The sequence below is a fragment of the Mesorhizobium sp. M1406 genome (assembly GCF_040317555.1).
In the GTDB taxonomy this organism is placed as follows: domain Bacteria; phylum Pseudomonadota; class Alphaproteobacteria; order Rhizobiales; family Rhizobiaceae; genus Mesorhizobium.
Map to the genome: position 1 here is coordinate 176,297 of NZ_JAMYKW010000001.1, position 24,049 is coordinate 200,345.

Genomic DNA, 24,049 nt, shown 5'->3' on the forward strand with positions numbered 1-24,049 from the left:
CTCCCAAAAGCAAAAAACCCGGCGCAAGGCCGGGTTTTTCATGAATTTAAAGGCGGAAAAGCTCAGGCAGCTTCTTCCTGCTCGGCTTCCTCATTGTCGGCCTTGGCGCCACGCTTAGGGCCCTTGTTGAGGTTGACCTCGATCAGGCGCACGGCTTCGGTTTCCGACATGCGGTTGACGGCCGCGATCTCGCGGGCCATGCGGTCGAGCGCCGCCTCGTAGAGCTGGCGTTCGGAATAGGACTGCTCCGGCTGGTTGTCGGCGCGATAGAGGTCGCGCACAACTTCCGAGATCGAGATCAGGTCGCCGGAATTGATCTTCGCATCATATTCCTGGGCGCGGCGCGACCACATGGTGCGCTTGACGCGGGCGCGCCCCTGCACGACCTTCAGCGCTCGCTCGACATAATCCTCTTCCGACAGCTTGCGCATACCGATGGAGGTCGCCTTGGCGACCGGCACCTTCAGGCGCATCTTGTCCTTCGAGAAGTCGATGACGAATAGTTCCAGCTTATGTCCAGCAACTTCCTGCTCGTCGATCGACACGATCTGGCCGACCCCGTGCGCCGGATAGACGATGTACTCGCCGGTCTTGAAACCGTGACGCGCAGCGGTGGACTTCTTCTGCGGGGTGATCGTAGCCATTACGCCCTGAACTCCTTGTTGTGGTACCGGCGTCCTGCCGGCCCGAACTCGCGCGATCGGGGGAGCCGATCGTTTGCCGCACAACAGATGACCCATCGGAAAAGCCGGACCGGCAAACGCAATATTGCGGCCGCCTGGCCCAGATCGCTCTGGTCCGAATGGGATCTTCACCTTTCAGTGATTTGGGGCGTCTGCGCCATAAATCGACGTTGTGTCACCGGCATGTTTGGTTGATGTAACACAAAAAGTCGGAAGAATCAAGGTTTTGCTGCATAAGCGAAGGCCACAGGTCAGCGCCGCCTGTCAAGGCGGTTAATGTGACGTGCTTCTTACCCTGCGCAGTACCGGCCTTTGCGGCCGTGTTGTCAATCGCCTTCGCCGGGCTCGGCCGAGAAGTATTTCTCGAACTTGCCGGCCTCGCCGTCGAAGGATTTGGCGTCTGCCGGAGGCTCCTTCTTGGCGGTGATGTTGGGCCATTTATCGGCGTATTCGGTGTTGATCCGCAGCCATTTGTCGAGCCCCGGCTCGGTGTCGGGCTTGATCGCGTCGGCCGGGCATTCCGGCTCGCAAACGCCGCAGTCGATGCACTCGTCGGGATGGATGACGAGCATGTTCTCGCCTTCGTAGAAACAGTCGACCGGACAGACCTCGATGCAGTCCATGTATTTGCATTTGATGCAATTGTCGGTCACGACATAGGTCATCGGTCGGCTCCGGGAGTCCCATTTTGTTGGGCTTTTTCCGTCAGGTAACGCCTTTATCGGCCGCTTGCAAGGGCAGCCATTGCGGCCGGTGCCGGTGTTTCCGGAATGGAATTCCAGACGGCGGGCCCGGCGGAAGTCGGTCATGTCCCGTAGAGCGTCTTGTTTGCTGAGTTCAGTTTTGCCTCAAGCGTGTCGTTGTCCCAAAACAGCGGTGCGTTTTAGGCGCGACAGGCATCAGTCTTCGCCAAGCAAGCGGTCGGTCTGGCGGCGTTCCTTCTTGGTCGGGCGGCCGCTGCCGGCCTCGCGCAGCGCCGGTATCGCATCGGCAGGGGCTTCGCCCTTTGGCGCGGGCGGCGGCGAGATATCCTCGTACAGCGTGCGTGCCTCCTCGGCCGGGCCACGCCGCACCCCGGCGCCGAGCACCTTCCAGACGAAGATGCGCCGCTCGAGCGTGATGGTCAGCACGTCGCCGGGCTTGACCTGATCGGAGGCCTGCGCTGCTTTGTCGCGATTGATGCGAACCCGGCCGGCGACCACCAGTTTCGCCGCCAGGGAGCGTGATTTCACCGCGCGCGAGAAGAACAGCCATTTGTCGATGCGTTGGCGGCCTTCGACGACCATCGAGGCGAGCCGAGGCTACTTCTTCAGCTGGTCGCGCAAAGCGGCGAGCTTGGCAAAGGGCGAGTCCGGATCGAAGCGCACCGGGCGCTCCTCGCGCGGCTTCGGCTGGAAAGCGGGCTTGCCGCCTTGCGGACCACCCTTGCCATCCGGCCTGCCGCCCTTCCAGTCGGGACGGCCTTCGCGGCGGTCGGGGCGCTCGCCTTGCGGCCGACCGTCACGCCGCTGTTCGCCTTCGGCCTGCGGCTTGGGCTTGAACTTCGAGCGATCGAAGCGCGGCTTGCCGGCACCGTCGCGCCGGCCCTCATGGGCCGGACGTTCTCCGGGTCCAGCCGTAGCCGATGCGCCGGCGGCATCCGCGGGCGCATCGCTTCGGCCGCGCGCTTGTCCGTTGCGTGGGCGATTGTTCCTGCGGTTGTCGTCGCGGTTGCGCGGGCGCTGTTCGAAACGACCCTGACGCCACAACAGGATGGGTTTTGGCGCTTCGGCTTCCGGCACAGGTTCGCCGACCGCTGCTTCCGCCGTCGCGGCAGGGTCGTCTGGCGCGGCGTCCGTTACGAGCGCGGCATCAGACGCCAGCTCGGCCGATGCGGCTTCGTCTGCAGGCGCGGCTTCAATCTCGGGAGTTTCAGCCTCTGCCCTCGGTTCAGCCGGCGCAGGTTCGGCGTTCCCTGCAACAATGTCGGCTACCGGCGCTTCGTCCTGCTCGGTTTCGACCGGAGTATCCGCCTGTTCTGCCACCTCGGGCACAGCAGGTTCCGCCGCGGCGTCCGCGACGACTTCGGCGGGACGTTCGGCTGCGGTTTCCGAAGCGGCCACTGCGTCCGATGCCGGCTCCGAACCTCCGACCGCTGCTTCCGCGGCCGCATCGGTTGCCGCTGCTTCCGCCGTCTTGGCCTGCTCCGCGCGCGCTGTCTCTTCAGCTGCAAGCTTCGCCGCCGCGGCCTCGCGTGCGGCAATGTCCTGTGCCTCGAGCCGCGCCTTCACTTCAGCCGGCGGCTTCGGCTCGGCACGGTAGCCGAGACCCTTCAGGATTTCTTCCATGTCGTCGGCGGTGGCGCCGAGGATCGACATCATCGGCGGCGTCACCATGAAGGACTGGCCATCATAGGCCCCGTCCGGACGCTGGCCGAGGCCGGGCTTCCAGTTGGTCGCGGGACGGATCAGGTCGGCCAGCCGTTCCAGGATGTCGATGCGCACGGCGCGGCGGCCGAGATTGCGGTAGCCCGCCAGCTTGTAGAAGGTCTTGTCGAAGGCTGGGTCGATGACCACGGAGGTGCGGCCGGAGGCGAGGGCGTGAACCACGTCGCCAAAGCCGGGCTTGTCCTTGCCGTCATTCTTCAGCGCCCACAGCAGCGTCACAAGCCCGGCGGGTGCCGGCTTGATCAGCGCCGGCACGAAAACATGGTAGGCGCCGAAGCGCACGCCGAGCCGGCGAAGCGCGGCGCGACCTTCCTGGTCGAGCGACTTCATCTCCTCGGCGATGTCGCGGCGGTTGATGAGGCCGAAATTCTCGACCAGTTGGAAGGCGATGCCACGGCCGATGCCAGAAATCTGGTCGGCATTCTTCAGGTCGACCAGCGGCTTCAGCAGCGACTCGATCTGGAAATTGACGAACCGCTCGGCACGCGCGGCGACCTTGTCGCGCGCCGGGCCGGTCAGCTGTTCGTCGGCCAGCAGCACCAGGCGCGGCTTCAGCGCGTCTTCGCCCGCGACCAGTGTGCCGATCGGCGCGCCGATCCAGCGCAGCGTGCCATCCGAGCCAAGCGCGATGTCGCCATTGGCCGAGGCGCCGAAGCGTTCGGCGCGCGCCTCGAACTCGGCGGCCAGCGCCTTCTGGGCGGCGGTGCGCACCGCCTTGGCGTCTTCACCGCCGGCGGTTTGATCAGCGGTGAAGCGGAACCCTTGCAACTCGCCGACATGGTGGCCTTCGACAAGGACGGTTCCGGTAGGACTAATTTCGGCTTCAGGCATGGTATTTTCTCTAAGGCGCCGCATGAGGACGGAAGTCCTGCGGTCTACGAAGCGTTTCGTCAACCGCTCATGCAGCGCATCCGACAATCTGTCTTCGATTTCGCGCGTCTTTTCCTGCCAGTGTGCCTGATCGGCCAGCCAACCGGGCCGGTTCGACACGAATGTCCAGGTGCGGATCTGGGCAATGCGATGCGACAGTGTGTCGATGTCGCCCTCGGTGGTGTCGGCGCGGCGCACCTGCTCGGCCATGTAATTCTCGTCGACATGGCCATGCCGTGCAAGGTCGGTGTAGATCGAAGCAACGAGATCCGCATGCTGGGCCGGCGCGATCCTGCGGTAATCGGGCAGTGCGCAGGCTTCCCACAGCAGCGCCACGCGTTTGGCATTGCTGGCAAGAGCGCGGATGTCTTCATCGCGGGACAGATATTCAAGCGCCTGCGCGTCGACCGCCGGCAGCGCACGCGTCAGCCCTTCGACCGGGGCATTGGTTTCGATCGAGCGCTTCAGCGCATCGAGGCTGGCGAAGTCGAAACGCGCGGTGCGCCATTGCAGCACCTTCACCGGATCGAAATCATGGCCTTCGATCTTCTTGACCAGTTCCTCGTCCAGCGGGTCGACCTGGCCAGTGACGCCAAAGGTGCCGTCGCGCAGGTGCCGACCGGCGCGGCCGGCGATCTGGCCAAGCTCGGCCGCCGTCAGGTTGCGATACTGATAACCATCGAACTTCCGGTTCTGGGCGAAGGCGACGTGATCGAGATCGAGGTTGAGGCCCATGCCGATGGCGTCGGTGGCGATGAGATAGTCGACATCGCCGGACTGAAACAATGCCACTTGGGCGTTGCGGGTGCGCGGGCTTAGCGCGCCGAGCACGACGGCGGCACCGCCTTGCTGGCGGCGGATCAGTTCGGCTATGGCGTAGACCTCGTCGGCCGAGAAGGCGACGATCGCAGTGCGCCGCGGCAGCCGTGTCAGTTTCTTGGGGCCGGCATAGGCAAGATGCGACAGCCTCGGCCGCGTCACCACAGAGACGCCTCTCAGCAGGCGCTGCAAAATGCCGTGCATGGTGGCGGCACCGAGCAGCAACGTTTCCTGGCGGCCGCGCAGGTGCAGGATACGGTCGGTGAAGATGTGTCCGCGCTCGAGGTCGCCGGCAAGCTGCACCTCGTCGATGGCGACGAAGGCGGCATCGGTCTCGCGTGGCATGGCCTCGACGGTGCAGACCGAATATTTCGCGCCCGCCGGCTGGATCTTTTCCTCGCCGGTGATCAGCGCGACCTTGTGAGCGCCAACCTTTTCGCAGACGCGGGCATAGACCTCGCGCGCCAGTAGCCTGAGCGGCAGGCCGATGATGCCACTTTCATGAGCCACCATGCGCTCGATGGCGAGATGGGTCTTGCCGGTGTTGGTGGGCCCAAGCACGGCGGTCACGTCGCGGCCAGACAGGATTAGCGGCTCAGTGTGTTTCGGCTGGATGTTCATCGACCCTGGGAATAAGGCTTTCTGGCCTCTGGTTGTCGGGAGCGTGCCTCAACTGGCGCGTATGACAGGCGACACATAGGGATTTCGGGCGCGAAGCGAAAGCGGAATGTTCCATCGGCGGCCAGAAGGTGTCTTTGTCAAGCTCTCAATCGGCCGCGGATTAACGGATAGAACGAGTCTGGAACGAATCGGCGACGAATCAGTGACTCGACCAGATTCAGCTTTTGTTCACGGCTACATGTGGATTTTGCGACTGGGAGTCGCACCACATGCTGAATCGCCGAACTGGCCCGTTTCATGCTAAGAGGGTGCAAGGGGGCGTTGCTGTTAACCTTTGCCGAGAAGCGATCATGATGGCTTGGTATGCCTCGCCCAAGCTTATGAAATTGTTGATCTTTCCTAATCCGCGTTAAGGAATTGGCAGGCGATTCCAGCTGTCGCCGTTAACGTTCCGGTCAAAGCCGGAACGAATCGGCGACGAATCAGCGATGCCGGAATATTCTTGGTTTGTTCACCCCAACATCTTGTGTTGTGAACAGCTTATCCACCGAGAATCCACAGGCTTGGGAACCGGTTTCGCACAGGGCGGCCAGCCGCCGTTAACCTCTGCGTGCCGGATTGGGTCAGCACCCGACGAGGGCGTGTCGAAAGGATCAGGCCCGGCAACGAAAAAACGGGCCGGTGGGCTGGCCCGTCGATCTGTCCGCCCGCACCGCCGTCATCAGACGAAATACTGGCCGCCATTGGCCGTGATGGTCGAGCCGGTGATGAAGCCGGCATCCTCGGAAGCGAGGAAAACGACGCAGCGCGCGATTTCTTCGGGCTCGCCGAGGCGGCCGACGGGGATCTGCGGAATGATGCGCTCGTTGAGCACCTTCTCGTCGATCGCCTTGACCATCTCGGTGGCGATGTAGCCGGGGCAGATGACGTTGACGGTGATGCCCGCGCGCGCGCCCTCTTGAGCGAGAGCTTTGCTGAAACCGATGTCGCCTGCCTTGGCGGCGGAATAGTTGACCTGGCCGGCCTGGCCCTTCTGGCCGTTGATCGAGGAGATCGTGATGACGCGGCCGAACTTGCGGTCGCGCATGCCGCTCCACAGCGGATGCGTCATGTTGAAGACGCCAGACAAATTGGTGTCGATGACCTCTTTCCACTGTTCGCGCGTGATCTTGTGGAACATGGCGTCTCGGGTGATGCCGGCATTGTTGACCAGCACCGAGACCGGGCCGAGATCGGCCTCGACTTGGCTGATGCCGGCGGCGCAGGAATCATAGTCGGCGACCGACCATTTGTAGACCGGAATCCCGGTCTCGGCCTTGAATTTCGCCGCCGCGTCGTCATTGCCGGCATAGTTCGCGGCAACCGAATAGCCGGCGGTCTTCAATGCGATCGAGATCGCCGCGCCGATACCGCGCGATCCGCCCGTGACGATTGCTACCTTGGTCATGAAGTTCCTCCCTTTGGTCGGGAGCGAATAGCGAGTGGCGAATAGCGAGTAGGGATTTGATGTCCCGTCGCGCTGACGCCATTCTTCCCTATTCGCTACTCCCTATTCGCTATTTGCTTTTCTTCAGGGTGCTTCCACGCACATGGCGACGCCCATGCCGCCGCCGATGCAGAGCGTAGCGAGGCCCTTCTTGGCGCCGCGGCGGCGCATCTCGTAGACCAGCGTGTTGAAGATGCGGGCGCCAGATGCGCCGATCGGATGGCCGATGGCAATGGCGCCGCCATTGACGTTGACGATCGAGGGATCCCAGCCCATGTCCTTGTTGACGGCGCAGGCTTGCGCCGCGAAGGCTTCATTGGCCTCGATCAGGTCGAGGTCGCCGACCGACCAGCCAGCCTTTTCCAATGCCTTGCGCGAGGCAGGAATAGGGCCGGTGCCCATGATCTGCGGATCGACGCCGGCGGTTGCCCAGGATACGATGCGCGCCAGCGGGGTGATGCCGCGCCTCACCGCTTCCGCTTCGCTCATCAGCACAGCACCCGCGGCGCCGTCATTGATGCCGGAGGCGTTGGCGGCGGTTACCGTGCCGTCCTTGTCGAAAGCCGGCTTCAGCTTGGTCATGGCGTCGATCGTGGCGCCGTGGCGGATGTATTCGTCCTGGTCGACAATGGTGTCGCCCTTCTTGCCCTTGATAGTGACGGCAACGATCTCGTCCTTGAACTTGCCGGCCTTCTGCGCGGCCTCGGCCTTGTTCTGCGAGGCCAGTGCGAACTGGTCCTGGTCGTCGCGGGTGATCTGGAACTGGCGCGCGACGTTTTCGGCGGTGTTGCCCATGTGATAGCCGTTGAAGGCATCCCACAGCCCGTCCTTGATCATAGTGTCGATCAGCTTGAAGTCGCCCATCTTGACGCCTGCGCGCAGGTGCTGGGCATGCGTCGAAAGCGACATCGATTCCTGGCCGCCCGCGATGATCACCTTGGCATCGCCGGTGGCGATCTGCTGCATGCCGAGCGCAATGGCGCGCAGACCCGAGCCGCAAACCTGATTGAGGCCCCAGGCGGTGGTTTCCTTGGGCAGGCCGGCATTGATCGATGCCTGGCGGGCCGGGTTCTGACCCTGCGCCGCGGTCAGCACCTGACCGAGGATGACCTCGTCGACCTCGCCTGGTTCGACACCGGCGCGCGACAGCAATTCCCTGATGACGACGGCACCGAGCTCATGTGCCGGGGTGGCGGCGAAGGCGCCGTTGAAGGAGCCGACCGGCGTGCGTGCGGCGCTGGCGACAACGATGGAATTGGCAGAGGTCATTTTCTTCTCCGGACTTCGAGCTGTCGTTTTTTTGGGCGTTGTTGGCGACTTTTCTTGCCCTTTCCATGATCCAAGTCAAACCGGAAATGGGCATGGCGCCCATGCGCCACAAGCGGGTCGTGCCTCGCCGGGGCGGCAGTTCCCTCATTGCTGCGCAGCATATTTTTTGCCCGCTATGCAGCATTTAATGATCCCGCACTGCACAAACTGCTTGGAATTGTGAGGCTTTTGCGCATATCCTCAAAAAAAAGGCACAATCGCTATCGGCGGCTTACTCAGAGGCGCGCCGGTGTCCCCGGGAGGATGTAGATGGCCGCTAAAGACGATCCGATCATCATCAAGAAATATGCCAATCGCCGCCTCTACAACACCGGTACCAGCACCTATGTGACGCTCGAGGACCTCGCCGAGATGGTCAAGAAGGGCGAGGAGTTCACCGTCCAGGACGCCAAGACCGGTGACGACATCACGCATCCGGTGCTGACCCAGATCATCTTCGAGCTGGAGAACAAGGATGGGCAGAACATGCTGCCGATCCCGTTCCTGCGCCAGCTGATCGCCTATTACGGCGACCAGATGCAGATGATCGTGCCGAGCTTCCTCGAGCAGTCGATGCTCGCCTTCTCCAAGGAGCAGGAACGCTTTCGCGAGCAGATGAAGGGTGCGCTCGGCAAGTCGCCGCTGGACATGATGAAAATCACCACGCCGATCAAGGCACTGGAGGAGCAGACGCGCCGCAACATGGAAATGTTCCAGAATGCGATGCGGCTGTTCACGCCGTTTCCGCCCGCGGGCACCGCGCCAGGGGCTGCACCGACGCCCGAGCCGGCCAGGAAGGAAACGCCTGACAAGCCCGACGACCTGCAGGAGTTGAAGGACCAGATCGCGGCCATGCAGCGCAAGCTCGACACGATGTCTTGACGCGTTCGGATCGAAAGATCCGATAGCTGCGGCGCATCGGGTCGCTGCCCGTTCCATCTTTTCCGAAGACCGGTACCCCTTTTCGGCCCTATGGCAGCACTCCCACATAACGGCCGCGCGGCCTGATAAGGCCTCCGCTTGTTATCTGCTCGACCGTGTGCGCGGCCCAGCCGACGCTGCGTGCGAGCGCGAACAGGCGGAACGGTGCATCGCGCGGCAAGCCAAGGTTGCGCGTCAGCGCGGCCAGCCCAAAGTCTATGTTGGGAAGCGCGCCGGTCGCGGCAAGGGCAGCGTCGCGCAGCGACGATAGTGTGCCGTCGACCTCGATCACCGACAGCAGCGCCTCTGCCCGCGGATCGCCGTCGGGATAAAGCTGGTGACCGAACCCCGGCAACGGTCGGTCATGGCTGAGCCAGCGCCGGATCGTCGCATCGGCGCCATGCCGTGCCGCATCCTCGGCCAGTTGCATCACCGCTTCGCCGGCGCCGCCATGGCGAGGGCCTGACAGGGTCGCAAGCCCAGCGAGCAGGCAAGCGGCCAGCGGCGCGCCGGTCGAGACCGCGACGCGGGCGGCGAAGGTCGACGCGTTCAGTTCGTGATCGGCAAGCAAGACAAGCGCTCGGCGGATCGCATCCGCCCCGCCACCATCCACCGACCAGCCCTGTGCCAGCCGTTGATGGATTGGCTCTAATCCCGCCGACGTGCCCAAGGCACTGGCCAGCACGCCGACCACGTGCGCGGCATCGGCATGCAGCGACGCGGCGCTGCGCCCGAGCGATGGGCGCCCCTGGCCGGCAAGCACCGCAAGTCGCGCAAAGGCCGCGGCCCGGCCAGCTTGATAGGGCTCCTCCAGCAACGGCGCTTCGAAAGCCACCGGTTTAGGCAGAGCCCAGAGCACCGCGGCTGTTTCTTCCAGCGTGGCATTCTCGGAAAGTGCAGCGGCGTCCTGGCCACGATAGACAAGGCGACCGTGCGAGACGGTCGAAATCGAGGTGACGATTGACGGCTCGCCCCAGGCGATCGCGCTTTCGGCGATTGCCGAGGGACTTCTTCCACGTGCCCTCCGCGTTGCCAGCGCCGCTATGTCGTCGGCACGATACTGGCTGCGGCGCGGATCGGCGCGGTCGGGCCGCATGCCGATGCGCCCACGGCTGACATAGGCGTACAGCGTCTGCGCCCGCACCTGGAGACGTTCAAGCGCTTCTTCTCGCGACAGCCACTCGGACATATCGAACTCTCATATTGATTCTATTGATCAAGATTGATGGCCGTGTTGCCCAGCCTTATCTCCAATCCCGAAATGCTTCAAGGAGACACAGGCTATGGCGAATGGGCTCGATGAAGTTGTGGCGGCGGAAACAGTGCTCTCCGACGTGGATGGTCTTGGCGGCCGTCTGACGATCCGTGGTCATTCGCTGCCGGAATTGGCCGGCCGTTGGAATTATGCCCAGGTGGTTCGGTTGCTGCTGGATGGCTTTTTCGACGGCCTTCCCGATGATGCGGAACTGACGCCGGCTCTGGGCCAGGCGCGTGCGGACGTGTTCGAGCGGGTTTTGCCCTCGCTGCCCTTGCTGGCATCGCTCGATGTCTACAGCGCCATGCGCGCCGGCATGGCGCTGCTGCCGGACGGCGACACGCTGACGGACGCCTTGCTGCTGATCGCGGCGCCCGCCGTGCTGACGCCGGCCTTGCTGCGCCTCCGGCACGGCGAGGAGGCGATCGCGCCGGACAGCCGCGGCGATCATGCCGCCGACATGTTGCGGATGCTGAGCGGCAGCGTCGCCTCGCCAGGGCTGGCGAAGGCGCTCGACACCTATCTGGTGACGGTCTGCGATCACGGTCTCAATGCATCGACCTTTGCAACACGCGTGGTCGCGTCCACGCAGGCCGGCCTGACATCGTCCGTGCTGGCCGGGCTCGGCGCGCTCAAGGGGCCGCTGCACGGCGGCGCGCCTGGCCCTGTCATCGAGATGCTGGATGCAATCCAGGCGCATGGCGATGCGGCCGGCTGGCTGCGCGCAGAGATAGCGCATGGCAAGCGCATCATGGGGTTCGGGCATCGCATCTACCGGGTGCGCGATCCACGTGCCGATGTGCTGAAGGCGGTGGTCCGGCAACTCGGCAACGAGGGCGAAGCCGGCCGCCGGCTGGCCTTCGCGGAGACGGTGGAGCAAGCGGCGCTCGACGTGCTGCGGGTTGCCAAGCCGTCGCGCTCGCTGCAGACCAATGTCGAGTTCTATACCGCCCTGCTGCTGGAAGCGGCGGGCTTTCCCAGCCAAGCCTTCAGCAATATCTTTGCCGCCGGGCGTGTCGCTGGCTGGATCGCGCATGCGCGCGAGCAGCAGACGACCGGTCGGCTGATCCGGCCGCAGTCGCGTTATGTCGGGCCGGTGCCTGACCTTGTTGCCTGAAGCTTTTTTGGGCTCTGCAGGATTTTTGCAGGAAGGTTGCGCCCGCCGATGGGCGGGGCGGTCCGGTCGATGTTGTCGTGGTGAGCGGCTGTGCCGCCGCTCATGACGAAAATTTCATCTCGCCGAAAATTCTGGCCGCTGTTATTGCGTCGCATCGAGCATATATGCTGCACTGCAACATAGACCTGCTTTTGCCGCAACCAGAGGATTCCGCCCTTGGCCACCAGGAAAACCGCAGTTGTCACCGGCTCCACATCCGGCATTGGCCTGGCCATCGCCCAGGCGCTGGCGGCCGAAGGCCATGACGTCGTCGTCAATTCCTTCTCCGACACGGCAGCCGACCACGCCATCGCCGATGCGATCGCCAAACAGCACGGCGTGAAGACTGCCTACATCAAGGCCGACATGTCGAAACCGGCAGAATGCCGGGCGCTGGTCTCAAAGGCTGCAGAAACGTTCGGGTCGGTCGATATTCTGATCAACAATGCCGGCATCCAGCATGTCGCGCCGGTGGAAGACTTTCCAATCGAGAAATGGGACGCGATTATCGCCATCAACCTGTCTTCGGCGTTCCACACCATCGCGGCAGCGATTCCGCTGATGAAAAAGGCCGGCGGCGGCCGGATCGTCAACATCGCCTCGGCGCATGGGCTGGTCGCGTCGCCATTCAAATCGGCCTATGTCGCGGCCAAGCACGGCATATTAGGGCTGACCAAGACGGTCGCGCTCGAACTGGCGCGTGACAAGATCACCTGCAATGCCATCTGCCCCGGCTACGTGCTGACGCCGCTGGTCGAGGCGCAGATCCCCGACCAGATGAAAGCTCACGAGATGGACCGCGCGACCGTCATCCGCGAGGTCATGCTGGACAAGCAGCCGACGAAGGAATTCGTCACGGTCGAGCAGATCGCGGCAGCGGCGGTGTTCCTGTGTTCGGACGCGGCGGCGCAGGTTAACGGCACGCATCTGTCGGTCGACGGCGGCTGGACCGCCGCGTGAGGCCCAGAATTTTCTCATCTACCAAACGGGACAGACCGAGGACGACGCCATGACCAAAAACGGCAAGGCGGAGGAGACGAAGAAGATCAATATCGCACTTCAGGGCGGCGGCTCGCACGGGGCCTTTTCCTGGGGTGTGCTCGACCGGCTGCTGGAGGACGGCAGGCTGGAGATATCAGCGGTGTCAGGTACCAGTGCCGGCGCCATGAACGCGGTGGCGCTGGCCGACGGTTTTGTCCGTGGCGGGGTCGATGGCGCACGCCAGAAGCTCGATGATTTCTGGCGCGCGGTGGCGGCGAAGGGCCGGTTCAGCCCGGTGCAGCGCATGCCGTGGGATGTCGCCTGGGGCAATTGGTCGATCGAGAACACGCCGGGCTATGTCTTTTTCGACACCATGTCGCGGGTGTTCTCGCCCTATGCCGCCAACCCGCTGGGCCTCAATCCTCTGCGCGACGTCGTCGCGCGGGAGATCGATTTTAGGAATGTCCGCGCCTGCAAGTCGATGGAGCTGTTCATTTCGGCGACCAATGTCGAAACCGGACAGCTGCGCGTCTTTTCCGACGGCGAGATCGACCTCGACACGGTGATGGCTTCGGCCTGCCTGCCCCAACTGTTCCGCGCCGTCGAGATCAACGGCGTGCCCTATTGGGACGGCGGCTATGGCGGCAATCCGGCGCTCTATCCGTTCTTCAAGACGGCGGCGACCGAGGACGTGCTGCTGGTGCAGATCAATCCGGTGGTGCGGGAGGGAACACCAAGGAGCGCCAACGAGATCCAGAACCGCATCGACGAGATCACCTTCAACGCCGGGCTGTTGCGCGAATTCCGTTCGATTGCCTTCGTCAAGGAACTGATCGCCGCCGGCCGTCTGCCGCATGGCGAATACCGCGACATCCGCATGCACCGTATCGATGCCGACGAGGCGTTCAAGGACCTGTCGGCATCATCGAAGGTCAATGCCGAATGGGCGTTCCTGACCTATCTGCGCGATCTCGGCCGCACCGCCGCGACCGATTGGCTGGAAGAGAATTACGACGCCGTCGGCAAGCACCCGACACTCGATCTCTCGGGCGAACTCGATGACGGCTTCAAGCCGGTGCGCGGTCCCGCACCTGGCCGGCGGGTCAAGGAATTCCTTGCTGCGCGCAAAAATCCGGAGGTGGTTCGCCGTCGGGCGTGAACGGCCAATCGATGTTCATCGATTGGCTCGCGATCATGCTTTCAGAGTGAGTTCGATCACCCTGATCAGGGCGGCGGCCGCTTGCCGCTGTCCCTGGGGATCGCTGATCCGCGCCTTCATGCCTTCCAGCCCGTCGAGCAGCATGTCGGCAAGCAGTTGCGTCGACAGGCCCCTGGCCGCCAGATCGACGCGGTTCCTGGCTGCTTCGCCCTCGATCGCGGCGGCGATATGTTTGCCAAGCCCGCCGCGCCAGCAGCCCACCAGATCGCCAAGGCTCGATTTCATGTCCAGCAGTTCTGCGCCGTGCGGCGAGGCAACGACGGCGCCCATCATCGAGATGAATGCCTCGTCGATGGCTCGCATCATGCGCTCGGTGAAAGCGCCGTCGCCGGCCAGAGCCAGCTTTGCCGCCTCGACCGAGCGCGACAGGATCATCATGCCGATGGCGCGGAAAATTTCGGTCTTGTTCTTGAACAGGAGATAGAGCGCCGGCCGCGACATGTCGGCGGCGCGCGCGATGTCGTCCATGGTGGTGCGGGAGAAGCCATAAGCCAAAAACACCTTCATCGCTCCATCCAGGATACGGACGCGTTTGGGGTCGGCGGTGGCGATGTCTTCGATCTGATTCATGGAGCAATTCTATCCTGCAAAATCTTTATTGACATAATGACGTAATTTGTCAATCTGTATCGGGACGAGATGTCCGGTTGGTCATTTCACCTTGGGCAGTGGACGACAACAAAGGGTATCCCCATGCGCCTCACCGTCGACGGGCAGTCATTCGATATCAACGCCGATCCGGACATGCCGCTGCTATGGGCGCTGCGCGATCTCATCGGCAAGACCGGACCCAAATTCGGCTGCGGCATTGCCGCCTGCGGCGCCTGCACGGTTCATGTCGACGGTCAGCCGGTGCGTTCCTGCTCGCTTCCGGTTGGCCAGGTCAGCGGGGCTGTCACCACCATTGAAGGCATCGGCACGGCGGGCAGGCTGCATCCGGTGCAGCAGGCATGGCTGGCGGAACAGGTCGCGCAATGCGGCTATTGTCAGGCCGGCCAGATCATGAGCGCGGTGGCGCTGCTTGACGAGGTCGCCGACCCGAGCGACTCCGACATCGACAACGCCATGGGCGGCAATCTGTGCCGCTGCGGCACCTATCCGAGGATCCGCTCGGCCATCAAGAAGGCCGCGGCGCTCAAGACGGCGGGGCTCTGACCATGGCCAGTGTCGGAAAGATCGCCCGCCGCACGTTCCTGATGGGCGCGGTCGCTGTCGCGGGCGGCGTTGCCGTCGGCTACTACTATTATCGCAAGCCTTTTGCGAACCCGCTCGAAGCCGATCTCGGCAAGGGCGAGGCGACCTTCAACCCCTATGTGAAGATCGGCGCCGACAACACCATCACCATCGTCGCGCCGCGCGCCGAGATGGGGCAAGGCATTTCGACGACGCTTGCCGTCATGGTCGCCGAAGAACTCGATGTCGGCCTCGATCGGGTCAAGGTCGAACACGGGCCGGCCTCCCATGCCTATTACAACGCCGCGATCCTCGAAGAGGGCGGCCCGTTCGCCTTCTTCGACGAAAGCATGACCGCGCAAGCGGTGCGCTCGGGCCTCGGCGTGGTCGGCAAGTTCCTTGCCCTGCAGGGCACGGGTGGTTCGTCTTCGACACGGGATGGCTTTGACAAGATGCGGCAAGCGGGTGCCGCCGCCCGGCAGATGCTGATCGCTGCCGCGGCGCAAAAACTGGGTGTCGCCGCCGCCGATCTGGAAACGGCCGACGGTTCGATCCTGCACAAGGCGTCCGGCAAGTCTCTGACCTATGGCTCGGTCGCCGCGGCCGCCGCGGCGATGGCGCCGCCGGCCGAAGTCAAACTCAAGGACCGGGCCGACTGGAAACTGCTGGGAAAACCGCAGAAGCGCATCGACATGCTGGCCAAGGTCACCGGGGCGCCGATCTTCGGCATCGATGTCCGGCTGCCCGACATGCTCTACGGCACGGTCAAGATGAGCCCGCGCTTCTGGTCGAGGCCGATCAAGGCGGACCTCTCCAGGGCCGAGAAAATGCCCGGCGTGATCAAGATCGTACCGCTCGAGACGAATTACGGCCATGGCTTCGGCATCATCGCCGACAACACATGGACGGCGTTCAAGGCTGCCGAGGCGATCGACGCCGAGTGGTCAGATCCCGAATATCCGCTCAGCAGCGCCGCCATATCCGATGTGCTGAAGCAGGCGCTTGGCACCAAGGGTTCGGTGATGCGCGACAATGGCGATGTCGACAGCGCCTTCGCCGATGCGCCGCGCGAAAAGATCGTCGAGGCCGACTATGCCGTGCCCTATCTGGCGCACGCGACGATGGAGCCGATGAACGCGACGGCGCAGCTCAAGGATGGTGCCCTCGCCATCTGGTGCGGCAACCAGGCGCCGACCCTGGTGCGGCAGCTTTGCGCCAATCAACTCGGCATCGAGCAGGACAAGGTCACCGTGCACACGACCTTCCTCGGCGGCGGCTTCGGCCGGCGCATCGAGATGGACTATGCGCTTTATGCGGCGCTGATGGCCAAGGAAGCGGGCGGGCGTCCAGTCAAGGTGACCTGGACGCGTGAAGAAGACATGCGCCACGACGCCTATCGACCGGCCGCTATCGGCAAGTTCCAGGCGCGGCTCGGCGACGATGGCATGCCGGTCGCCGTCGACATGAAGATGGCCTCGCCATCGGTGATTGCCGGCACGCTGCGTCGGCTGTTCCCCTCGATATCACCGCTCGGTCCCGACAAGACCATTGTCGATGGCGCCTATGACCAGCCCTACAGCATCCCGAATTACCGGGTCAGCGGTATCGCGGCGCCCGTCTCCATCCCTGTCGGTTCCTGGCGCTCGGTCGGCAGTTCGGTCAACGGTTTCTTCCATGAGGGGTTCATGGACGAGATCGCCGCTGCTGGGAAAGTCGATCCGGTCGAGATGCGCAAGAGACTGATGGCCGCCTATCCCTCGGCGGTGAAGGTGGTGGAGAAAGTCGCCGCGATGGCGAAATGGGGCGAAGCGCTGCCAGCCGGCAAGGCCAAGGGCATGGCCTTCACGCTGTCCTTCGGCAGCTGGGTCGGCGAGATCGTCCAGGTGGCGGACGCGCCAGCCGGCATCCGTATCGAGAAGGTGTGGATCGCCGCCGATGTCGGCACCGCGCTCGATCCCGGCATCATCGAGGCGCAGCTGATTTCCGCCGCCATCTACGGTCTTTCGGCAGCGATGGGCCAGGAGATCACCTTCGCCGACGGCATGGTCGAACAGTCGAACTTCCACGATTTCGATGCCATGCGGATCTTCCAGTGCCCGGTCTTCGAAGTCGCCATCCTGGAAAACTTTCACAAGATGGGTGGCGTCGGCGAGGTCGGCACACCGCCGGCGGCACCAGCTTTGGCCAACGCCATCTTCGCGTTGACCGGCAAGCGCATCCGCACGCTGCCGCTGTCGAAAACGGTGGCCTTCGCATGAAGAAGCTCCTCACTATGCTGACGCCTGCTGCCATGCTTGTCCTGGCAGTGCCGTTCGCGATCGCGCAAGAGAGCCAGACGCTGGCGCCGGCGTTGGCCGGCGCCGCAAAAAGCCTGGCCGAATGGGACAAGGTCTATGCGGTGTTCTCGCATCCACGCTGCGCCGGCTGTCATGTCGCGGACGACCGGCCGCGCTGGTCAGGCGCGCATTATGGCGGCACGCGCGTTCACGCCTTCAATGTCCAGCGCGGTGCTGACGGGTCTGGCTTCGGCAATCCGGGCTTGCGTTGCACGACATGCCATTTCTCCAGCAATTCCAATATGTTGCATGGGCCGCCCGGGGCCGAGAACTGGCATCTGGCACCGACCGAGATGGTCTGGTTCGGAGAGTCCTCGCCGGAAATCTGCGCCCAGATCAAGGATCCCGCCCGCAATGGCGGGCGCAGCCTGCAGGATGTGGCGCTGCATGTGCGCGACGACAAATTGGTTGCCTGGGGCTGGGCCCCCGGTGGAGATCGCGAGTCGGCGCCAGGCTCGGCGGAAGAGACATACGAGGCGATCGAAAACTGGATAGCGGCGGGCGCATCTTGTCCGGTGGCGCAATGATCTTGCAACTTTCGGACTATATTGCGGTACAACTTTGATGTAGAAGCACGCTTCGCCGATCACGGCAAATTGAACACGGCTTGGCGCGCACCCATATCGGCGACGCGCCCGCGTTATGAGGACGCCGGCCGAACCCGCAGTGGAAAACAACGAAGATGCCGAGAATCAGGTTTCACAAGCTTGCAGCCATTGTTGTGCTCATTGGTTTCGCGGCCTGGATGGCGACAGGCGAGTTTTCGTCCGTCGGCAGCGTGGCCGCCAACAAGGCCAAGGCAGCCGAAGTCGAGCAGGCCAAGGCGCCGGACGCCAACAAGCCCAGAGCGGCGGAAGCCGAGCCGAAGGCACCGCTGCGCACCGTGGCGGTGGTGACGCCGCCGCGCAAGACCTATGCACGCGCCATCCGCGTTTCCGGGCTGACCGAAGCCGACAAGCGGGCGGTGCTGGCGACGCGCGTCGCCGGCGTCATCGACAAGCTGCCGGTCAAGCAGGGCCAGCACGTCAAGACCGGCGATCTGGTGCTGATGCTTGCGGCGGAAGAAAAGATCTCCATGGTCGACAACGCCAGGCAGCTCGTGGTGCAGCGCCAGGCCGAATTGGACGCGGGTTTGCGGCTGATGAAGACTGGCAATCTGCCGAAGCTGCAGCTCGACACCGCGCGCTCGAACCTGACCTCGGCGCAGTCGCTGCTGGAAACCGCACAGGCCGAACTCGACCGCAATGAGGTGAAAGCGCCTTTCGACGGCGTCATCGACCGGGTGCCGGTGGAGCTCGGCAGTTCCATCATGCAGGGCGGCGAGGTGGCAACCATCCTCAAGCTCGATCCGGTGATTGCCCGCGGCGAAATCAGCGAGCGCGACCTCGGCTACCTCAAGCTGGGCGACAAGGCCAATGTGCGACTGGTCAGCGGTCAGACCGTCGAAGGCACCGTGCGCTACATCAGCCGCGACGCATCGTCGGCGACCCGCACCTTCCGCGTCGAGGTGGCGATCCCCAACGGCGACGGCTCCGTGCCGGCTGGCATGACGGCCGAAATCGCGCTCAACGCACAACCGACCGACGCGGTCCTGCTGCCGCGCTCGGTGGTGACGCTGGGCGACAAGGGCGACCTCGGCATCCGTGCCGTCGGCAAGGACAACAAGGTGGCGTTCTTCCCGATCGACCTCGTCGACGATACGCCGACCGGCCTCGTGCTCGGCGGCATTCCGGCCGATGCGCGCATCATCGTCGCCGGCCAGGAACTGGTGAAGGAAGGCGATCTGGTCAATCCGGTCGAGGCCGACCAGGCGACCATCAAGAAGCTGCTGGGCGAGGCAACGGCCGGCACGCAGTAATATCGCGATGGACTAGCCCTGGACGGGGACAATCGGCTGCGACGCAGCTCCTGAAATTCAAAAACAGGCGTTAGCCATGGATATCGTCAGACTCGCAATCAACAATGCCCGGCTGACCATCTCGGTCCTGGTCTTCCTGATCCTTGCCGGGGCGGTCGCCTATCAGTCGACGCCGAAGGAAGCGGAGCCCGACGTTCCGATTCCGATGATGTATATCAGCCTGATCTATCAGGGCATTTCGCCTGAGGATTCGGAGCGGCTTCTGCTGCGGCCGATGGAAAGCAAGCTGAAAAGCTTGAAGGGCCTCAAGGAAATGCGTTCGGCCGCCTTCCAGGGCGGCGGCTACGTGCTGGTCGAATTCCAGCCGCAGACCAATCTGGCCACCGCGCTGCAGGACACGCGCAGCAAGGTGCAGGACGCCAAGGCCGACCTGCCACAGGCGGCCGAGGAACCGACAGTCAACGAAGTCAACATTTCCGAGTTTCCGGTGCTCGTCGTCACGCTGTCGGGCGAATTGCCCGAACGCGTGCTGACCGCCGCGGCACGCGAACTGCGCGACCGCATCGAGGAAGTGCCGGGCGTTCTCGAAGGCTCGCTGCAAGGTGCGCGCGACGACCTGGTCGAGGTCGTCATCGACCCGATGAAGCTGTCTTCCTACGGGCTGCAGCTCGATCAGCTGATCGGTGCGGTCGGCAACTCCAACAGTCTGGTCGCCGCCGGCAACATCGAAGGCTCGGAAGGCAAGTATGCCGTCAAGGTGCCTTCGCTGATCGAGACGCCGGAGGATGTGGCGGCACTGCCGGTGGTCGCCGGCCCCAATGCCGTGGTGCAGGCCAAGGACATCGCCACGATCCGCTCGACCTTCAAGGATGCCGAGACGGTGACCCGCCTCAACGGCAAGCCGGCCATCGCCATCGAAGTCAAGAAGCGCATAGGCTCCAACCTGATCGATACCATCGCCAAGGTGCGGACGGTGTCCGACGAGTTCGTCAAATCCATGCCCGCGGGCATGAACGTCACCTACACGCAGGACAAGTCCGTCTTCGTCAACCAGCTGCTGGGCGATCTGCAGAACCACGTCATGATCGCCGTCATCCTGGTGTTCATCGTCATCCTCTATGCGCTGTCCGGCCGTGCCTCGCTGCTCATTGGCCTGGCCATTCCGTCGTCCTTCCTGATCGGCATCCTGCTGCTGGCGATGATGGGCTACACGATCAACATGATCGTGCTGTTCAGCCTCATCCTGGCCGTCGGCATGCTGGTCGACGATGCCATCATCGTCACCGAGTTCGCCGAGCGACGGATGAGCGAAGGCATGCCGAAGGAGGAAGCCTTCGCGCTCGCCGCCAAGCGCATGGCCGGTCCGGTCATCGCGGCGACGATGACGCGTATCGCCGCCTTCTCGCCGCTGCTGTTCTGGCCCGGCATCATCGGCGACTTCATGAAGTACATGCCGATCACCCTGATCGTCACGCTGTCGGCCTCGATGCTCTACGCGCTGGTCTTCGCGCCGACGCTGGGTGCGATCTTCGCCAAGGCGCCGCCGCATCACGAGGATGACAATCGCGACGGCTGGTACATGGCGATCGTCAAGCAAGCGGTGCGCTTCCCGATCACCGTGCTGGTGCTGACCGTCGCGCTGCTGTTCGGCGTCGGTTTTGCCTATTCGAAATACGGCGCCGGCGTCGAGTTCTTCCCGAATGTCGAGCCGGATTACGGCCTGCTTTACGTGCACGCGCGCGGCAATCTTTCGCTGGCCGAAATGGATACGGCGACCAAGATCGCGGAAGACAGGCTGCTCGGCTGGCCGGGTGTGAAGTCGGTCTACACCCGCGTCGGCAAGACGCAAGGCGGCGGCCAGGACATTCCCGAAGACGTCGTCGGCGTCATCCAGTACGAGTTCATCGACTGGCGCGAGCGCAAGTCGGCGAACCATATCCTGGACGATTTGCGCGGCGTCATGGCCGGCATTCCCGGCGTCGATGTCGAGGTGCGCGTGCCGGAGGCCGGCCCACCGACCGGCAAGCCGATCCAGATCAGGCTTTCGGCCGTCGACCCCAAGGGGCTCGACGACAAAGCCCGTGCGGTCGCGGCGCGCATCGGCAAGGTTCCTGGCGTCATAGATATCTCCGATGGTTTGCCTCCGCCCGGCGTCGACTGGGCGCTCGAGGTCGACCGCGCCAAGGCGGCGCAGTACGGCATCAGCCCGACCTCGGTCGGCACCGTGGTGCAACTGGTGACCAACGGGTTGAAACTTTCGGAATACCGTCCGGCCGGCGCCGATGACGCCGTCGACATCCGGCTTCGCCTGCCCGAAGACCGGCGCACGCTGTCGACGCTCGACGAATTGCGGGTGCAGACCTCGCAAGGCTCGGTACCGATCTCGAACTTCGTCGTGCGCAAGCCTGAACCGACAGTCGGTATCCTCAACCGCATCGACGGCGCCCGTACGGTGGTCGTCCAGGCCAACGTTGCCGCCGGCGCCCAGGTCGCGGCAGTGCAGGAGCAGGTCAGCAAGGCCGTCTCCGATATGGATCTGGGCAGCGGCATCCGCTGGAAGCTGGCTGGCTCGAACGAGGACAGCGCCGAAGCCAGCGCCTTTCTCAGCAAGGCCTTCGGAGCGGCGATCTTCCTGATCTTCCTCGTGCTTTTGGCGCAGTTCAACAAGTTCACCAGCGTCTGGCTGGTGCTGTCCTGCGTGGTCATGGCGACGATCGGTGTGTTCCTCGGACTGCTGATAACAGGCGAGACGTTCGGCATCGTCATGTCGGGCATCGGCGTCATCGCGCTGGCCGGCGTGGTGGTGAATAACAACATCGTGCTGATCGACACCTATGACAGGCTGCGCGAAGAGGGTTGGGACAAGGTCGAGGCGGTGCTGCAGACCTGCCGCGAACGCGCCCGCCCGGTGGTGCTGACGGCGGTGTCGGCCATTCTCGGCGTGCTGCCGATCGCCTTCGGCCTTGGCCTCGAAATCTTCCATCACGAGACGACGATCAACGCACCGTCGACGCAATGGTGGATTTCGCTGTCGTCGGCGATCGTCTTCGGCCTGTCCTTCGCCACCGTGCTGACGCTGGTGGTGACGCCGTCGATGCTGATGGTGTTCACCCGCGCCAAGGTCAAGCCCGGCACGCGGCGCGGCTGGTTCAGCCGGCTGTTCCGGCGCGGCAAGGGCGAGATTTCTTCGACCGATGCGCCGGGGCAGGATGTCGGAGCGGAGCCGGAGATCGCCTTTCCAAAAGCCGCCGAATAGACCCAATGCCGATTTGACCGGCAAAGGCCGCCCGGAACAACCGGGCGGCCTTTCGCATTGTTCTCTCCAAGAGCAATGCCGTGCAGGGAGTTTCCCATGCCGATCACCACCATTATCATCATCGTTCTGGTCCTCGTCCTCATTGGCGCTGTGCCAGCCTGGCCGCATTCGCGTTCCTGGGGCTATGGGCCGTCGGGCATTGTCGGGGTGGTGCTGGTAGTGCTCCTGGTGCTGGTGTTGATGGGGCGGGTCTAGCCGCCCTTCCAGGAGACCTATCGATGTAAAGAGATCGGGCAGGCCGCCATGGCTGCCCGCCGGGCCTGTCAGGCAGCTTTCGCAGCGCCATTCACGGTGGCGATGCCGATATCCTCAAGAGCTTCAGTGACCGCCTGATCCAGCGGCGTGTGGGGGATCGCACCGATGATGCCTTCCAGCCGCGTCGAAACCAGTTGATGCGGCTCGAAGCGCAGATAGGACATCGACACGATCTCGCGCCACATCGCCACGAACGGGCTGCCGGCGCGCAGCACCCACCACGGCATGGAGGTCAGTTTGAGCGGGCGACCGAGTGACTTCTCTGCCGCGGCCTTGAGTTGCCGGTCGGTGATTGCATGGCCGGGAAGGTTCAGAGCTTCATAGGTGCCGAGCTTATCGAGGTTTTCCGCCAGGCCGACGAAGGCCTTGGCGAAGTCCGGCAGGTAGGCCCATTCATGCACCAGATCGACTGGACCAGGTGCGGTGTAGATGCCCTTGGCCATCTTGGCGGCGACGACCAGGTCGAACCATGAACCGCTGCCGGTGCCGCCGAAGAAGTCGCCGGCGCGCAAGAGAATGGTACGCACCCGGCCGGCGTCGGCCTCGCGGCGAAACAGGTCTTCCATCGCGGTGCGAATGCGGCCCTTCTCGGTCGTCGGGTGAAAGGGCGTGTTCTCGGTGATCACCGCCGGCACCGGCGAGCCGTAATTGTAGACGGTGCCGGGGAAGAGGTGCAGCGTGCCATTCGCATGGCAGGCGGCCATGACGTTCTCGGCCATCGGCAGGCACTTGCCCCAGTCGGTGTAGATCGGGTTGAGGCCGTTGAAGATGATGTCGACGCCTTGCGTGGCGCGGATCAAGCCTTCACGGTCGAGCGCGTCGCCGGCGACCGCCGTGGCGCCGTTGAGCTCGGCCGGCACCTTGCCGCTGCGGGTGATTGCGCGGACATCGTAGCCGGCATCGATGAAGGCCTTGGCGACCACGCGGCCGAGCCGGCCATTGGCACCGAGAATTGCGATCTTGGTCATTGGAAATACTCCTGATTTGGAATTTGCGTGGTCGTTGGGGAGGGGCGATCAGCGACAAGCGCGATCGGATCGGCGACAAGCGCGATCGGATCAGCGGTTGCCGAAGATCTCGCGGTTGCTGCCTTGCGTCGCCGGCTTCTGGACGGCCGCGTCCGGGTTGCCGATCGACGTGGTGGTCGTGTTGTCGATGCTGGCCACAGTCGGCTGGCTGGCGTCGTTCGAGCCAAACTTGTCGCTGCCGGCAAAAGCAGCGCTGGCGGAAATGAGGATGGCGGCGGCGGTGAGAGCGATCTTGGTCATTTGAGTTCTCCAGGTTGGTGTTTGCAGTCCGTGTTGGTGTCTGCAGCCGGAATATGGTCGCCTCGAATGCGAATGGAAATTGACTATCGCTGGAGCTT

The 24,049-nt window shown here is 63.7% G+C and carries 20 protein-coding genes; 10 read left to right on the top strand and 10 right to left on the bottom strand.

The window, feature by feature from the left end:
• Positions 1-62 precede the first annotated feature (62 nt).
• The 6 genes from NKH03_RS00880 to NKH03_RS00905 all read right to left on the bottom strand — a co-directional run bounded on the left by NKH03_RS00880 (position 63) and on the right by NKH03_RS00905 (position 8,174).
• Positions 63-644, bottom strand: a complete 582-nt coding sequence (locus NKH03_RS00880; protein WP_013529179.1) for a CarD family transcriptional regulator — start codon at positions 642-644, stop codon at positions 63-65.
• A 365-nt stretch (positions 645-1,009) separates the two neighbouring features.
• Complete coding sequence (gene fdxA / locus NKH03_RS00885) at positions 1,010-1,348, bottom strand: ferredoxin FdxA (RefSeq protein ID WP_352864812.1); 339 nt, start codon at positions 1,346-1,348, stop codon at positions 1,010-1,012.
• 234 nt (positions 1,349-1,582) lie between these two features.
• Positions 1,583-1,969, bottom strand: coding sequence for an RNA-binding S4 domain-containing protein (locus NKH03_RS00890; protein ID WP_352966736.1), 387 nt, complete (start codon positions 1,967-1,969; stop codon positions 1,583-1,585).
• A 15-nt stretch (positions 1,970-1,984) separates the two neighbouring features.
• Positions 1,985-5,419 carry a helicase-related protein gene (locus tag NKH03_RS00895; protein WP_352966737.1) on the bottom strand — a complete coding sequence of 1,145 codons (3,435 nt, stop codon included), beginning with the start codon at positions 5,417-5,419 and terminating at the stop codon, positions 1,985-1,987.
• Positions 5,420-6,140: 721 nt separating this feature from the next.
• Complete coding sequence (phbB, locus tag NKH03_RS00900) at positions 6,141-6,866, bottom strand: acetoacetyl-CoA reductase (protein WP_352966738.1); 726 nt, start codon at positions 6,864-6,866, stop codon at positions 6,141-6,143.
• Positions 6,867-6,989: 123 nt separating this feature from the next.
• Entirely contained in the window at positions 6,990-8,174 is a 1,185-nt protein-coding gene (locus tag NKH03_RS00905) for an acetyl-CoA C-acetyltransferase (protein WP_352966739.1), read from the bottom strand.
• A 309-nt stretch (positions 8,175-8,483) separates the two neighbouring features.
• Between NKH03_RS00905 and phaR the strand changes: the two genes are divergently transcribed.
• On the top strand, positions 8,484-9,095 hold the full coding sequence (gene phaR / locus NKH03_RS00910; RefSeq protein ID WP_352864801.1) for a polyhydroxyalkanoate synthesis repressor PhaR: 612 nt from the start codon (positions 8,484-8,486) through the stop codon (positions 9,093-9,095).
• A gap of 88 nt (positions 9,096-9,183) precedes the next feature.
• On the opposite strand, the gene NKH03_RS00915 is transcribed toward phaR, so the two are convergent.
• Positions 9,184-10,323, bottom strand: a complete 1,140-nt coding sequence (locus NKH03_RS00915; protein ID WP_352966740.1) for a citrate/2-methylcitrate synthase — start codon at positions 10,321-10,323, stop codon at positions 9,184-9,186.
• 94 nt (positions 10,324-10,417) lie between these two features.
• On the opposite strand from NKH03_RS00915, the gene NKH03_RS00920 reads away from it, so the two are divergent.
• The 3 genes from NKH03_RS00920 to NKH03_RS00930 all read left to right on the top strand — a co-directional run bounded on the left by NKH03_RS00920 (position 10,418) and on the right by NKH03_RS00930 (position 13,685).
• Positions 10,418-11,506: a citrate synthase/methylcitrate synthase gene (locus NKH03_RS00920; RefSeq protein WP_352966742.1), complete on the top strand. Its 1,089-nt coding sequence runs from the start codon at positions 10,418-10,420 to the stop codon at positions 11,504-11,506.
• Between the two features lie 216 nt (positions 11,507-11,722).
• Entirely contained in the window at positions 11,723-12,505 is a 783-nt protein-coding gene (locus NKH03_RS00925; RefSeq protein WP_502910879.1) for a 3-hydroxybutyrate dehydrogenase, read from the top strand.
• A 49-nt stretch (positions 12,506-12,554) separates the two neighbouring features.
• Entirely contained in the window at positions 12,555-13,685 is a 1,131-nt protein-coding gene (locus tag NKH03_RS00930) for a patatin-like phospholipase family protein (RefSeq protein WP_352966743.1), read from the top strand.
• A 33-nt stretch (positions 13,686-13,718) separates the two neighbouring features.
• Here NKH03_RS00930 and NKH03_RS00935 read toward each other — a convergent pair whose 3' ends face one another.
• Positions 13,719-14,315, bottom strand: coding sequence for a TetR/AcrR family transcriptional regulator (locus tag NKH03_RS00935; protein WP_352966744.1), 597 nt, complete (start codon positions 14,313-14,315; stop codon positions 13,719-13,721).
• Between the two features lie 123 nt (positions 14,316-14,438).
• Between NKH03_RS00935 and NKH03_RS00940 the strand changes: the two genes are divergently transcribed.
• The 6 genes from NKH03_RS00940 (at position 14,439) to NKH03_RS00965 (ending at position 22,623) form a co-directional block, all read left to right on the top strand.
• Complete coding sequence (locus tag NKH03_RS00940) at positions 14,439-14,900, top strand: (2Fe-2S)-binding protein (RefSeq protein ID WP_352966745.1); 462 nt, start codon at positions 14,439-14,441, stop codon at positions 14,898-14,900.
• A gap of 2 nt (positions 14,901-14,902) precedes the next feature.
• Positions 14,903-17,176 carry a xanthine dehydrogenase family protein molybdopterin-binding subunit gene (locus NKH03_RS00945; protein ID WP_352966746.1) on the top strand — a complete coding sequence of 758 codons (2,274 nt, stop codon included), beginning with the start codon at positions 14,903-14,905 and terminating at the stop codon, positions 17,174-17,176.
• Entirely contained in the window at positions 17,173-17,781 is a 609-nt protein-coding gene (locus tag NKH03_RS00950) for a hypothetical protein (protein WP_352966748.1), read from the top strand. The genes NKH03_RS00945 and NKH03_RS00950 overlap by 4 nt, the downstream gene beginning before the upstream one ends.
• Positions 17,782-17,936: 155 nt before the next feature.
• Entirely contained in the window at positions 17,937-19,112 is a 1,176-nt protein-coding gene (locus NKH03_RS00955; RefSeq protein WP_352864780.1) for an efflux RND transporter periplasmic adaptor subunit, read from the top strand.
• Between the two features lie 76 nt (positions 19,113-19,188).
• Positions 19,189-22,368: an efflux RND transporter permease subunit gene (locus NKH03_RS00960; protein WP_352864778.1), complete on the top strand. Its 3,180-nt coding sequence runs from the start codon at positions 19,189-19,191 to the stop codon at positions 22,366-22,368.
• Positions 22,369-22,464: 96 nt separating this feature from the next.
• Complete coding sequence (locus NKH03_RS00965; protein ID WP_032908138.1) at positions 22,465-22,623, top strand: DUF3309 family protein; 159 nt, start codon at positions 22,465-22,467, stop codon at positions 22,621-22,623.
• 68 nt (positions 22,624-22,691) lie between these two features.
• Here the strand turns inward: NKH03_RS00965 and NKH03_RS00970 are convergent, their stop codons facing one another.
• Positions 22,692-23,651 (bottom strand): SDR family oxidoreductase, encoded by a 960-nt coding sequence (locus tag NKH03_RS00970; RefSeq protein ID WP_352966750.1) that lies wholly within the window; start codon positions 23,649-23,651, stop codon positions 22,692-22,694.
• Between the two features lie 90 nt (positions 23,652-23,741).
• The gene (locus NKH03_RS00975) at positions 23,742-23,951 is read right to left on the bottom strand and encodes a DUF680 domain-containing protein (protein WP_352864773.1); all 210 of its coding nucleotides are present in this window, start codon (positions 23,949-23,951) and stop codon (positions 23,742-23,744) included.
• Positions 23,952-24,049: the final 98 nt, after the last annotated feature.